Annotated in this window: 15 protein-coding genes and 2 riboswitches; of the genes, 11 read left to right on the top strand and 4 right to left on the bottom strand. The window is 44.9% G+C overall.

Annotated elements, in window-relative coordinates:
* Positions 1-56: 56 nt before the first annotated feature.
* Positions 57-170: riboswitch (TPP riboswitch) on the bottom strand.
* 148 nt (positions 171-318) lie between these two features.
* From AC3WTF_RS06000 to mgtE, 3 genes are all read left to right on the top strand, one after another.
* Positions 319-1,581 (top strand): glycoside hydrolase family 18 protein, encoded by a 1,263-nt coding sequence (locus AC3WTF_RS06000; RefSeq protein ID WP_007407217.1) that lies wholly within the window; start codon positions 319-321, stop codon positions 1,579-1,581.
* Between the two features lie 88 nt (positions 1,582-1,669).
* A complete protein-coding gene (locus tag AC3WTF_RS05995; RefSeq protein WP_003154740.1) occupies positions 1,670-1,807 on the top strand; it encodes a transcriptional regulator SplA domain-containing protein in 138 nt (45 codons plus the stop codon).
* Positions 1,808-1,913: 106 nt separating this feature from the next.
* Positions 1,914-2,079, top strand: a riboswitch (M-box (ykoK) riboswitch).
* A 234-nt stretch (positions 2,080-2,313) separates the two neighbouring features.
* A complete protein-coding gene (mgtE, locus tag AC3WTF_RS05990) occupies positions 2,314-3,669 on the top strand; it encodes a magnesium transporter (RefSeq protein WP_007407216.1) in 1,356 nt (451 codons plus the stop codon).
* A gap of 35 nt (positions 3,670-3,704) precedes the next feature.
* On the opposite strand, the gene AC3WTF_RS05985 is transcribed toward mgtE, so the two are convergent.
* Positions 3,705-4,037 carry a MerR family transcriptional regulator gene (locus tag AC3WTF_RS05985; RefSeq protein WP_003154734.1) on the bottom strand — a complete coding sequence of 111 codons (333 nt, stop codon included), beginning with the start codon at positions 4,035-4,037 and terminating at the stop codon, positions 3,705-3,707.
* A 194-nt stretch (positions 4,038-4,231) separates the two neighbouring features.
* On the opposite strand from AC3WTF_RS05985, the gene AC3WTF_RS05980 reads away from it, so the two are divergent.
* The 4 genes from AC3WTF_RS05980 (at position 4,232) to AC3WTF_RS05965 (ending at position 5,998) form a co-directional block, all read left to right on the top strand.
* Positions 4,232-4,387, top strand: coding sequence for a hypothetical protein (locus AC3WTF_RS05980; protein ID WP_003154733.1), 156 nt, complete (start codon positions 4,232-4,234; stop codon positions 4,385-4,387).
* A gap of 88 nt (positions 4,388-4,475) precedes the next feature.
* Positions 4,476-4,658, top strand: a complete 183-nt coding sequence (gene fbpA, locus AC3WTF_RS05975; RefSeq protein ID WP_003154731.1) for a Fur-regulated basic protein FbpA — start codon at positions 4,476-4,478, stop codon at positions 4,656-4,658.
* A gap of 142 nt (positions 4,659-4,800) precedes the next feature.
* Positions 4,801-5,265, top strand: a complete 465-nt coding sequence (locus AC3WTF_RS05970) for a MarR family winged helix-turn-helix transcriptional regulator (protein WP_007610911.1) — start codon at positions 4,801-4,803, stop codon at positions 5,263-5,265.
* A gap of 178 nt (positions 5,266-5,443) precedes the next feature.
* On the top strand, positions 5,444-5,998 hold the full coding sequence (locus AC3WTF_RS05965) for a YkoP family protein (protein WP_047935652.1): 555 nt from the start codon (positions 5,444-5,446) through the stop codon (positions 5,996-5,998).
* A gap of 9 nt (positions 5,999-6,007) precedes the next feature.
* On the opposite strand, the gene AC3WTF_RS05960 is transcribed toward AC3WTF_RS05965, so the two are convergent.
* Together AC3WTF_RS05960 and ku are read right to left on the bottom strand one after the other, a co-directional pair.
* On the bottom strand, positions 6,008-7,843 hold the full coding sequence (locus AC3WTF_RS05960) for a DNA ligase D (RefSeq protein ID WP_047935653.1): 1,836 nt from the start codon (positions 7,841-7,843) through the stop codon (positions 6,008-6,010).
* Positions 7,844-7,845: 2 nt separating this feature from the next.
* Entirely contained in the window at positions 7,846-8,727 is an 882-nt protein-coding gene (ku, locus tag AC3WTF_RS05955; protein ID WP_007610913.1) for a non-homologous end joining protein Ku, read from the bottom strand.
* 533 nt (positions 8,728-9,260) lie between these two features.
* On the opposite strand from ku, the gene AC3WTF_RS05950 reads away from it, so the two are divergent.
* The 4 genes from AC3WTF_RS05950 to AC3WTF_RS05935 all read left to right on the top strand — a co-directional run bounded on the left by AC3WTF_RS05950 (position 9,261) and on the right by AC3WTF_RS05935 (position 13,122).
* A complete protein-coding gene (locus AC3WTF_RS05950; protein WP_369878818.1) occupies positions 9,261-9,896 on the top strand; it encodes a DedA family protein in 636 nt (211 codons plus the stop codon).
* 245 nt (positions 9,897-10,141) lie between these two features.
* Positions 10,142-10,924 (top strand): TerC family protein, encoded by a 783-nt coding sequence (locus tag AC3WTF_RS05945; RefSeq protein ID WP_015239726.1) that lies wholly within the window; start codon positions 10,142-10,144, stop codon positions 10,922-10,924.
* A gap of 276 nt (positions 10,925-11,200) precedes the next feature.
* Positions 11,201-11,956, top strand: a complete 756-nt coding sequence (gene sigI, locus AC3WTF_RS05940) for an RNA polymerase sigma factor SigI (RefSeq protein ID WP_003154719.1) — start codon at positions 11,201-11,203, stop codon at positions 11,954-11,956.
* Entirely contained in the window at positions 11,953-13,122 is a 1,170-nt protein-coding gene (locus AC3WTF_RS05935) for an anti-sigma factor domain-containing protein (protein WP_007407209.1), read from the top strand. Before sigI ends, AC3WTF_RS05935 begins: the two co-directional genes overlap by 4 nt.
* Before the next feature lie 6 nt (positions 13,123-13,128).
* Here AC3WTF_RS05935 and AC3WTF_RS05930 read toward each other — a convergent pair whose 3' ends face one another.
* On the bottom strand, positions 13,129-13,323 hold the full coding sequence (locus AC3WTF_RS05930; RefSeq protein WP_003154717.1) for an alpha/beta-type small acid-soluble spore protein: 195 nt from the start codon (positions 13,321-13,323) through the stop codon (positions 13,129-13,131).
* Between the last annotated feature and the right edge of the window lie 33 nt (positions 13,324-13,356).

The raw sequence follows: 13,356 nt of genomic DNA, 5'->3' as shown, positions 1-13,356 counted from the left end.
ATATCCGAGGGAATATGCAGCAGCAGAACGAAAACGCATGGGGAAAAACCCTGCGCTCCGGTCAATCTGCACTTCCCCACGCTGGTATTATCCAGATCGGGTTATAAGGGATCAAAACACGCCTGCCGCATGTTTTATCTCAGCCGATAACAGCACCCCTAGTGCGTTTCCTATACAGTTTTTTATGATGACATCATCATAGTTGATCATGTCTGATTTGTAAACAGCCTTTCTTCAAACAGAGTTTGGAATCGGACCGGATGATCATTCATAAAGATAAGTAGAGCCCTTTTGATCAAAAGGAAACGGAGGACATCTATGTTTGTTCATACAGTGCAGTCTGGTGACTCGTTATTTTCCATCAGCAGAAAGTACGGATACCCTGTTGACAGCATCAGAAGCGTCAACGGGCTTGAGGAAACGAATATCGTTCCGGGGCAGGCGCTTTTAATCCCTCTTAATGAATATACGGTTCAGCCGAATGATACGTATGCCGTTATCGCAGGTAAGGCTTATGTGCCGCAGATGCAGCTGATGCAGGCAAACCCGGATATTCCGCCGAACCGGCTGCGGGCGGGTATGAAAGTGAAGATTCCTGATATCTCTAACTATCTTGCGGGAACCCTGCAATTTTATGTCATTCGGACGCCTGAAGCGGATAGAGAGCTAATTAATGATTTTGCGCCGTATTCTTCGGCGATTTCTTTGTTTGAATATCATTTTGGCCCGAATGGAGATATCATTAACGATTTAAACGACAGAACCGCAATAGAAACCACATGGCAGAACAGAGTGCGTCCGCTTGCCGTCATTACGAATCTGACAGAAGGGGGATTCAGTCCGGAATTAGCCCATCAAGTGCTGCAAAATCCGACGGCAAGAACGAATCTCGTCAACAATATCGTCTCCTTAACCGTAAGAAAGGGATACGGCGGTGTAAATATTGATTTTGAACGGGTCAGAGAAGCTGACAGGGACCTCTTCACAGGATTTCTCCGGCAGTTAAAAACCCGGCTTTCAGAGCATCAGCTCGCGTTAACGATATCGGTTCCGGCGAAAACAAGTGATGCAGTGCCGTGGCTGAGGGGATATGATTACGGCGGAATCGGAGCCGTGGTCGATTATATGTTCATTATGGCGTACGACTGGCACCACGCCGGCAGTGAGCCGGGACCCGTGGCGCCTTTGACAGAGGTCAGGCAAACGATCAATTTTGCCATCAGCAGGGTGCCGAGAAGAAAAGTGATTCTCGGTGTTCCGCTATACGGGTATGATTGGGTGATTCCGTACCGTCCCGGAACGATCGGATCCGCCATCTCCAATCAGCGCGCCATGGAAACGGCCATGAAGCACCAATCAGTGATCCGTTATTCCCAGCAGGAGCGTTCCCCTTACTTCCGGTATACTGATGAAAATGGAAGAACGCATGAAGTGTGGTTTGAGGATGTGCGGAGCATGAGTGAAAAAATGGTTCTCGTCCGGGAGTTCGGACTGCAGGCGATCGGCGCGTGGCAATTAACGCTCGGTTTCAAACCGGGCCCGTGGCTGCTTAGGAACTTTTTCACGATCCGAAAAATATAGCTGCATGTCCCGCTACGCAAGTAATTTTTTTTCCTATGATAACGGGTCTTCTTTTGGACAATCTAAAATTGAACAGGAGGTCTGTCATATGAAGAAAAGGGAAGAGCAGTATATCAACGAGGCTGAGTATGTACCGCATCCGACAAAAGAAGGGGAGTACGCGCTCATGCTGCATGAATCCTATCATTTCCTTTCAGAAGAGGATGAAAGCGATTTGCCGGAATAAGGGCTTTATGCCTTTATTCCGTTTATTTTATAGGTATGTGCTGAAATCACAAATTTAAGGTTGACACATTCCTTTTTTTTCTGTAATCTCAGTGTGTCAATTCAAATAAGAACTTCGTTAGGTGAGGCTCCTGTATGGAGATACGCTGCTGCCCAAAAATGTCCAAAGACGCCAATGGGTCAACAGGAATCATCGACATAAGGTGATTCTTAACGCAGCTGGATGGCTGTCCTATGCCATACAGTGCTAAAGCTCTACGATTGGAGGCCCCGCACGTTTATTTGCCGTGCTTGTTTTCGCCTTCATATCAGAAGGTTTTTTTTATGCCTCAAAACGTACACGACTGAGCATGATAAGGAGGTGCGGAGTATGGATTCTCCCCATTCGAGTATGTCAGAAGAAGTACCCATATACAGCCAGATAACCAGTGACGACATGATGAGGAGACAAACCGCCGCACTTCCCTTGACGGACGGCGCGTCTCCGTAAAGGAGGTACGAGTCCCGATGGTCCAAAACATGACCTATGACGAACTCATATTACGCATTATCATTTTATTGCGGGACGGAAAAATAAAAGAATTCCGAAACATGATAGATGAGCTTCAGCCCTATGACATGGCATTTTTGTTTAAAGAAATGCCGGAAAAGCACCGGGCCCGTTATCTGTCATATATGACGGTTGATGACATCACCGACATGATCGGAGAGCTGGAGCGGGAATTTCAGCTTGCCGTTTTGCATAAAGTCGGTAAAACGAAAGCCACTCTCGCAATGAATAAAATGGATAACGACGATCTCGCCGCATTGCTGGAAGAGATGGATGAAGAACTGAAAGAACAGCTTTTATCCAGCATGGAGGCTGAGGAATCAAAGGCCGTGCAGCTTTTGATGAACTATCCGCAAGAATCGGCGGGACGGATGATGACGAACCGCTTCGTCTGGATTCCGCAGCATTATACAGTAAAAGATGCGGTCGTGAAGCTGAAAAGCTTTGCAGAAATCGCAGAATCAATAAATTATTTGTACGTGATTAATGACAGCAAGCAGCTTGTCGGAGTGCTCTCATACAGAGATTTAATTCTCGGCGAGCCTGACGATAAAGTGCAGGATCTCATGTTTACACGTGTCATCTCGGCCGGGGTGCTCCAAGACCAGGAAGAAGTCGCCAGGCTGATCCAGCGGTATGACTTTTTAGCCATTCCGATCGTGGAAGAAAATCATGTGCTTGTCGGTATTGTCACTGTCGATGATATTATTGACGTCGTGATTAAAGAAGCCGATGAAGATTACGAAAAATTCGCAGCCTCCGGTAAGGCGATTACATTTGATACGAAAGCGTACGTTGCGGCGTACCGCCGTTTGCCGTGGCTCATTCTGCTTTTGTTTATCGGATTGATTTCCGGAAGCATTCTGAATTATTTTGAAGATACATTGCAAAAAGTAGTCGCCCTCGCGTTTTTCATGCCGATGATCGCGGGAACGACGGGTAATACAGGCACACAGTCACTCGCCGTCGTCATCAGAGGACTGGCTAAAGAAGAAATGAATAAAAAAACCATCTTTAAACTGATTTTCCGTGAATTAAGAACCGGTATCTACATCGGCATCGTCTGTGCGATCGCGATTACGATTGTCGCAACCGTCTGGCAGAAAGACTTAACGCTCGGTTTTGTCGTCGGTTCATCGCTGCTTGCAACGTTGATTATCGGTACGATGGCCGGAACGATCGTCCCTATTATTCTTCATAAACTGAACATTGACCCGGCGATTGCATCAGGACCGCTGATTACGACGCTGAACGATATTTTGTCCTTATTAATTTATTTCGGCATTGCAACTGCATTTCTTCATGCTTTATAAAAAAAGTCCGTCTCACAGGAGGCGGACTTTTTTGATCAGCGGTTTTTATACTTAAAATGAGCATTAAGCTGTCCTTCCAGCATTTTTTTGCGGAGCTGCGGGTCGTTTTTGAGAGCCTGTTCTTTTTTTCGCATGTCTTTTAAAATTTCAGCCGTCTGCACGCCGTCTTCCCGCTTGTTGGCAATATCCATCAGCCGCTCAACGTCCGCGAAGGAATACTTTCTCGTTCCCCGTGATGAACGCTGCGGATAGATTAATTTCCGTTCTTCATAGTATCTGATCTGTCTGACTGACAATCCGGTTAATTCGCTTACAATGCCGATCGAGATTACTTTTTTATCTTTGTAAGATTGTTCGTCTGTCGTCATTTTTCCACCCCTGGATGTCTTTTACTCATATTATATAAGAAAAAAAGAGAAAAAACCTGACGCTTGTCAGGTTTTCTGACGCGGAATAGAAAATTTTAGAAAAAAAGCGGCAGAAAAATTGACAAGGTTAATGCATGGTCCTGTGCCCCGTTTTATGCTGTACTATACAGACACAATGAGGAGGAAGGATAGGAATGGAGAAAGAAAAAGCGGTTTCGCTGGCAAAAGAAATCATTGAATTAGATATGAAACGCGACGAAATGCTGGAGGCGTTCATGCAGCTTGCCGGAGAACATGCTTTTCCGCTGCTCAGAGCCGTCCAGAACGGACTTTACCGAAAAACATCATAATCTACAGAAGTTTTACAATGGCTTTATACGTCTTTGATATAAAAGCGTTATTCTGATCATAGAATAACGGAAAACAAAGGAGGCCGCCATGAGTCGTTTGCTTCAAAATGCATTGGACAAAGAGAGAAACCATTATTCCAAAAAGCTTCTGCAGATCGGAGTCTATACGAAAGAAATACTCAATTCCATGACAATTACGGAGCTGAGAAAGGAATACGCGTATTTTTTTCGGAACATTCCCTATAAAGAACGGAACCCTTATACAAATTAAATGATGTATAAGGGTATTTTTTTATATAAAAAAGAAGGAATTCTGAAAAACGGCACGAATAGAATATAAAACAAAGATCGACTCTTATGAATTGTAAGGGTTTACATTATTTTTTTATAAAAATCTTAAATACGGGGTAGATATGATGAGATTATCATTTAACGAAGAAGAAGTGATGCGTTCGATGAATTTGTACAAAGTTTTTGCAAGGGCTTTCAAGAGTGTGTCTGAACACAGCATCCGCGACAGTAAAGAACACGGTTTTAATCCGACTGAATTTGCCGTTTTGGAGCTGCTCTATACGAGAGGACCGCAAAAGCTTCAGCAAATCGGGTCGCGTCTTTTGCTTGTCAGCGGGAATGTCACCTATGTCATCGACAAGCTTGAAAGAAACGGGTTTTTGGTCAGAGAACAAGACCCTAAGGACAAACGGTCTGTTTACGCCCATTTAACTGATAAAGGAAACGAGTATTTGGATAAAATTTATCCGATTCATTCATTGAGAATTGCGAGAGCGTTTTCAGGACTTATGCCTGAGGAACAGGAACAGCTGATAGCCTTACTGAAAAAAGCGGGAATTCACAGCCAGCATTTGCTTTTCCGTTAAAAGAAAGCGGATACAAACACTCTTCTTCACGAAGAGTGTTTTTTTCTGTTCCGGACAGTAGAGCCTGAAGCGGTTTTTGCATAAGCTGATACAGGTCGGCATCATTATTTACCAATCATAATGTGACATGCCCCATGCCAAAATATGAGGGTGCTTTGAATATAAAGAAGGTGAACATGTGAGAAGCTGTCTGCTGTCTATATGGTACTTACTTGATCCGCTTTATTTCTTCTTTACCCGGCTGACGCTGATTGATAAACGGCAATCGAATGTATTCCGCGTCCGTTTGACTAGATATAAAGGAAAAGAAGTCATCCTGAGCGACGGAACCAGAATTAAAAAAAACGACGTGTTAGTTAAGATTCATCTTCATAATGTCAAACTCCTGAAAGAGCTGCAGCCTATTGAAAGCGCGGTCAGAAGGGGGATTATGCTATATCAGAAGGTATATCAATCCATGCCTCATTTAGCGGATTATATTAACCAGCATAAACGGAAAGACGAGATTAAGGGAGTCGTCGGCATTACAATGCTTCATAAAGGAGCTGCGAGACTCGGTTTTGATGTGATAAAACCGTCCAGCGGCTGCTACAGGCTGTTTAAGAAAGCGGCCCATATTCCGATTTTATACTTTACTGCAAAACAGCTCACCCTCAAAAACATTCCTTACTCCTGCTATTTATTTATTTCCAAAGAAAAATTGATGTGCAAGTATCAGACTGAAAAGAGCTGACAAAAAGCGTCAGCTCTTTCTCTTGATTTGCTCAAGCACGATTGAAAGCGGGCCGTCCTGCGGATTCCGGTAAAAATCATAAAACGGATCTCCCTCTGTCCTGACGCGGTTCACTACTGTATCGATCGTATAATCATCAGGTGTTAAAGAGGAGTTGACTTCGCTCCAATAAAGGGGAGCCGCAACCGTTCCCAATTCGTTGCCCCGGGTCGAATAGGGGGCGATAATGGTTTTCCCTTCGGCATGCTGCAAGTAATCTAGGTAGAGCCTGCCGTTTCGGTTTTTGATAAACCGCTCTGTCGTAAAAAGATCCGGCCGCGTCCTGACGCAATAATCGGCGATGAGCATTGTGAACGCACGGGTTTCTTCATAGGTGAATGCTTCCGGTGAAAGCGGGATGTAGAGCTGAATGCCTTTATTTCCGGAGAGCTTCGGGAATGACGTAATGCTGAATGAGTCAAACAGCTGTTTCAGCACATGCGCAGCCTCCACTGCCATAGGAAAATCATTCCTTGACGGAGGATCAAGATCAATGACAATCTCTGCGGGCCTTTCAGAATGCATTGTCTGAAACGGAACGTGAAATTCAAGCGCCAGCTGATTGGCCAGCCATAGAAGTGACGGTATGCTGCTGCATACGATGTGCTCGTGGCTCCCGTCAAACACGCTTGAGACAAAGTCCGGCGTGTAGTCCGGTTTGTTTTTTTGAAAAAAAGATTCGCCAGGCGCGCCGTGCGGATAACGGATCACCGTGACGGCCCGATCTTTAAGAAAGGGCATAAGAAAATCGCTCATTTTCACCATATAACTAAGGAAATCTGCTTTCGTTTTTTCACGTTTTTTAAAAACAATCTTATCCAGGCTTGTGAACTGCAGCTTCGGCGGCAGCGTTTTAGAGTGAAGGATAAGCTGCTGATACGTGCATTCCGTCCAATCCATTTCAAACTGAAAAGACACAAAAGATACTTCACGCAGCGTGTCCTGCAATATGGTTAAATACTGCACGGTCATGCAGATAGAAGGCTCAAGTGTATACTCGCCGCTTTTTTGTTTTTTTCCGTGGGTCTCCATAATGGTTCTGACGGCGTTTTTTTCTTCCGCCTGCATGCCGTGGGAAACGGACGCGATCGGGACGGCGATGCCGTCTTTTAAAACAGAGGCCGTTACATACCCGTTTTTCGGATTAAACCCGGTTAATAGCACATGTGCCTTTTTCATATGTTTATACTTTTGCCAGTCGGGAGACCGTTTATTTTCCGCCCAGCCGCTGGAAGCCCTTTTTGCTACGATACCTTCTCCGTCATGGCGGACGACCTTCTCCCAAAGCGCATCAAAGTCAGTGTGTTCCGGAATGTATTGAATCGCTTCTTCCGCTAAGTGATGAGGGCAGGCGGGAAGATTTGCTTCTTTAAACAGTTTGGAAAGGGCGCGCTTCCGTTTCACATACGGTAATGAGACGGTGCCGGCGCCTTCCAGAACGAGGAGATCAAATGCCAGAAAGCGGCACGGCTGTCTATCAGCGTTGCTTTCAATTGCTTCCGTCCGTTTTAAACGTCCGCGGATTTGAAGATGCTCAAAGTCCGCTCTGTACGGATTGATTAAATAGACAAGCTCTCCGTCAAGCGTAATGGGGAACCTGTCTTTCATGTGCTGAAAACACCGAGCCGCAAAAACCGTGATTTCCGGAAATTGATTCGTCAGCGTCTGTCCGTTTCTGCTGGTTAATGTCACGCCGCTTTCGTCTATGCGGAGAAGACAGCGGAATCCGTCATACTTTACCTCATAGCGCCACTCACTGCCTTCAGGCGGTACAGAGGTCAAAATCGGCTGCATCGTCAGCACCATGATTAAGACGTTCCGGCTTTTTGTCTGGTCGTTTTCTGCTTTTTGCCTCCGCCGCCTGCTGACGCGGCGTCTTTTGTCCGCGCCGGCGCAGCCTGTTCGCGATCCGGCCGCTTCGTCCGGTCAATGCTTGCCTGAAGCGCGCTGACAAGATCGATGACATCTTCGCGCGGGCCGGCAGCAGCCGGTGTCACGCCCGCTTCTTCATGTTCGAGCTTATCGTTAATTTTAGCGAGAAGGGCTTTCCGGTACGTGTCTTCGTATTGTTCCGGGTCAAACTCGGTTGTCAGCTCATTAATTAACGTAATCGCCGTCTGCAGCTCTTTTTCATTAACGGCTGTCTGCTCGGGAACGCCCGGCACATGTCCGGCATTTCTGACTTCATCCGGATAATGAATGGATTCCATCACGATGCAGTTGTCATACACGCGAAGAATCGCAAGCTGCTGTTTAGAGCGGATCGTAATGGAGGCAATCCCGATTTTACCCGTCGTCCTCAGCGCTTCCCGCAGAAGTGTATAGGCTTTTGTGCCGTTATCTCCCGGCCCGACATAATATGACCGGTTAAAATAAATCGGATCAATTTCCTGCAGCTGGACAAAGTCAACAATCTCAACCGCTTTTTCTTCATGTTCCTGTTTTACGTCTTTCAAGTCTTCGTCTGTCATAATGACGTATTTCCCTTTTACATACTCATAGCCTTTCACGATTTCATCAGGTTCCAGACTTTTTTCACATCCGGTGCAGATTTTCTCGTATTTAATCGGCGCATGGTCTTCTTTATGAAGACTGCGGAATTTTATATCTTTATCTTCAGTGGCCGCAAAGAGCTTGACCGGGATATTGACGAGGCCGAAACTGATCGAACCCTTCCACATCGTGTGCATGAATAAAAACTCCTTTTTGTCTTTATTGTGGATAAACGGGTCCGTTCCATGTGTAGCAACTTATGGGTGTTGCGGCGCTTCATGGAGCGGCTGTTCCATTTCCTCAGGCGGAAATGGTCGGCTGAAAAGGAAATGAATTCTTTATTTACAATCAGTGAATCGATAAGTTCTTTAAAGCGCTGAAGTCCCTGAAAATCATCAGTGGTAATCAAAAAGATTATACAAAATCATTCCCCGGGAAATGCCTACGCATTCCCATGAAGTGACTGAGAAAATTTCCCGCTCCCATATGAACTGAATTCGCGGTCAGCCGCCGCTTCCTTTTCCGGAGATCTTAAGTGATGTAAACACCGCCAGACAAGCAATCAGGAGACAGGCGGGACGGTGTATTGCGCATGTCATTCCCTCCCGCTATACTGATCTGAAACGACTCACATTTATAAAGGGCATGTCTAAAAGATATTTCAGCCTCAAGGTTTTGTGTTAAAATCATTCTTAAGTTTCGGAATATAGACGTAAGCCGGGAGTGATAGATCATCGAAGATTTCATCATATCAATAATAGAGGCGTTTAAAAGCTTATCTTACGCCGGGATTTTTTTGGCGCTCAGTATAGAATTCATCCCGGCGGAAATTGTTCTTCCGCTTGCGGGCTATTGGGTCTCAAAAGGGGATATGACGCTTGCCGGGACCGTGTTTGCCGGTTCGCTCGGCGGTGTTTCAGGTCCGCTTGTCTTATATGGAATCGGCAGGCTGGGCGGTCGGCCGTTTTTGCTGAAATATGGAAAGTATATATGGATAAAACCCGAATCCCTGCAGAAATCAGATGATTTCTTTCAGAAGCACGGAGGTTTGGTCGCGTTCAGCGGCCGTTTTATACCGGGGGTCAGGACGCTGATTTCTTTGCCGTGCGGCATAGCGAAGATGAATGTCTGGGTGTTCTCTCTATATACATATGCAGCGATGCTGCCGATTACATTTGCTTACGTATACCTCGGAATGAAACTCGGGGAAAATTGGAAAAGCGTCGGTTCCATTCTCGATCAATATATGCTGCCGCTCGGTATATTCATTGTGTTGCTTCTCATTCTTTGGATGTTTTTAAAGAGAAGAAAACAGCGGGCCAAAACAGAAAAAATTTCTCAATTTGTTAAAAAAGTTAAGCGTTGACAAATGATGAAACAGGCTTTATCATGAGCGTATAAACAAATATTTCTTGAAATCCCAAAGGGGAGTAGCGTCCGGATATTCCGGAAACAAAGTCGTCAATTCATGGATCATATCCATCGGCTTTGTTGGCATGCCAATCATTCATGTCTAGCAAGACCTTTGCCTTATATCGGCAAAGGTCTTTTTTGCGTAAAAAACCGCCGGTATAAGCTCGGATGATAGAAAAAAGAAACGGAGGGAATGGATTGGACTTTGCATTATTATTGGAGTATGGATGGGTTCTTCTCGTTTTAATCGGGCTGGAAGGGATTTTGGCGGCGGATAACGCGCTGGTGATGGCTGTGATGGTGAAGCATCTTCCTGAAAAACAAAGGAAGAAGGCTTTATTTTACGGATTGGCGGGCGCATTTATTTTGCGTTTCGGGTCGCTGTTCGCCATTTCTTTTCTGGTGAATGTTTGGCAGGTCCAGGCCGTCGGCGCTTTATATCTGTTTTACATTGCGGTCAGCCATTTGCTGAAGCGGTATGTATTTAAAGATAACGCCGGTCAGAAAATGCAGAAAGAAAGCGGGTTTTGGCAGACTGTCTTGAAAGTGGAGCTCGCGGACATCGCTTTTGCCGTTGATTCCATTTTAGCGGCGGTCGCGCTTGCCGTAACGCTCCCGGGAACTCAGCTTCCTGCCATCGGCGGCTTGGACGGCGGTCAGTTTCTCGTTATTTTAGCCGGCGGCGTAATCGGTTTAATCATTATGCGTTTTGCGGCATCAATGTTCGTATCCTTACTGAAAACCAGGCCGGGCCTTGAAACGGCGGCATTTGTGATTGTCGGATGGGTAGGCGTGAAGCTCGCTCTTTATACATTGGCCCATGAGGAACTCGGTATAATTCCGGCAGATGTCATCCATTCGGCGGCCTGGAAAATCATTTTCTGGGCGGTTCTGGCTGCCATTGCGGTTTGCGGGTGGTTTATGTCAGGAGCAAAACAAATAGAGTCTGGCGCGGAATCGGAAAAAAGAGAACACGCGTAAAATGATCAAAAAGGGAGTCTGGCTTTTTAAAAAGCAGGTTCCCTTTTTTGTTTGAAACGCTTACATTTAAGACATATGATAACAATTTTATAACAGCATTGTTACAAAAAACACAGAGAAAACCCCCTTAATTCTGCATGGGGGCACGAAATCATGTATAGTACGTCTTATTGGCTTGTCATAATTGAGACAAATGAAATCGATTTCTCTTTTTCTTCCTTTGCGAATCCCTACTAAATTAGCTATGATTATGAGTAGTTATAGGGAGGAACTGAGGTGAAACCAGTGCTTAGCCTTTTGTTTAAATTGGGAAAAAAGAAGCAAACGCTTGAAACATCTGTTGAAAAAATACAAAAAGGCGACAAAGATCTGCAGAACGATTTAATACAGCAATATAAGCCTTTTATCGCGAAGACGGTTTCATCCGTTTGTAAACGATATATAGATGAAAAAGACGACGAATTCAGCATCGGGCTGATCGCGTTTAACGAAGCCATTGAAAAATATTCGGCTGAAAAAGGTAATTCGCTGCTTGCATTTGCAGAGCTGATTATAAAAAGAAAAGTGATAGATTATATCAGAAAAGAAGCAAGAACCGCTCAGCATATCAATATGGATGTGCAGGAAGGCGACGACCAGGAATCTTCGCAGAGCCTTATCGAAGCGGAGCTTTCTATTGATGAATACCGCAAACAGATAGAACAGGAACAGCGCCGGGAAGAAATTCTTTTTTTTCAGAAGCAGCTGAAAGAATACGGCCTGTCTTTTAAAGAGCTGCTGGAACAATCGCCGAAGCATACAGATGCGAGGCAGAATGCGATTAAGGTTGCCTACACGCTTGTTGAAAATGAAGAGCTGGCGTCCATTTTGCACCAGAAAAAACAGCTTCCTGTCAAACAGCTGGAGCAGCTCGTGTCGGTCAGCAGAAAAACGATCGAACGGAACCGAAAATATATCATCGCCATGAGTATTATTATTACCGGTGATTATATTTATTTAAAAGATTATCTTAAAGGGGTGTTGCACTCATGAGAAGAGGGATCATAGTAGAGAAAAATAAAAAATTCGTCACGTTGCTAACCCCTGACGGACAATTTTTAAAAACAAAAAATGATCACCGCACTTGTGAAATCGGAGAGGAAATTACGTTCGAAGGCGAAACGCGTATGGGAAGAAGGGCCAGCTTTTTTGATTTTCTGAAACTGCGCCCTTTTAAATTGGGAGTGTTTACGATGACTGCTATTATTTTGTTTATTTTAATTTTGCTCCCGGTTTTTTCTGATAACAAAGCTTACGCGTATATGACGCTTGACATTAATCCCAGCATTGAAATGGCTTTAAACAGCAAATATGAAGTCATTGAACTGACACCGCTGAACCATGACGCCAAACAGGTCATCAGTGACATCGGAGATTGGAAAAGCAGCGATTTTAAGGAAGTCATCAGTAATATTATTACCGATTGCAGCAAGCATGGATATGTAAAGGAATCAAAAGAGATTTTAATTTCCACGGTTTATGAAAATACAGATGACAATACATATAAAAAAGGCGTTAAAAAACAGCTGGCTGACATGACTGAAAAATATAAGGGCACCTACCAGGTCCAATCGCTTGAATCTGATATGGAAACAAGAGAAAAAGCAAAACAGGAAGGGATGTCAACAGGCAGCTACATAAGAAGAAACGAAAAGAAAACAGAAGAAAAACAGCCTGAAAAGCAAACCGACGGCAATGAAACAGATCAAAAAGATACCGAAACAGACGCTGATCAAAGCGAGCAGCCGGACACAGAAAAGCCGGCGGCTGATGAAAAGACAGCTCCTGATGAAGAAAAGGCAGCAGAGAAGCCGGGAAACAATGAAACAACGCCCGGTACGGAAGAAGCGAAGCCGGACAGTCAGGACGGCAATCAGCAAACCGAAAAAAATGCAGCTTCCGGATCAGAGGAAAACACACAGAAGGAACAAGATGGGGAAACAGAGCAGCCCCCAACACAAAATCCTCAGGAAAACGGAAATGACAAAGAGCCTAAGCAAAAGTATTACAATCATTACTGGAACCATGATCGCAATGAACATTGGGAATCCTATCGGCATCATGAAGATTCGTCAGACCGAAGGAATCCGAACGGCTACCGGCACGGAAAGGAGAATGCCGATAAATATCAAAATTCGCCGAGAAGTCCCGGCGAATAAGCTGCATTATTGATTTTTCCCGTTTAATTGTGATTGAGCCTGCTGTACAAGACGTTTTGTCATTTCCCCGCCTACAGAGCCGTTTGCGCGTGCTGCTGTATCAGAGCTAAGGTTCACGCCGAATTCTTGAGCCACTTCGTATTTAAATTGGTCAAGTGCCTGCTCAGCCCCTGGAACTAAGAGTTTATTTCTGCTCGCCATCTTTTTCATCTCCTTTTCTCTGGCAAGATGTGT

Source organism: Bacillus sp. EB106-06-01-XG163 (assembly GCF_058791615.1).
The sequence above is the reverse complement of the archived record's forward strand: the minus strand, read 5'-3'. Positions and strand labels throughout refer to the sequence as shown.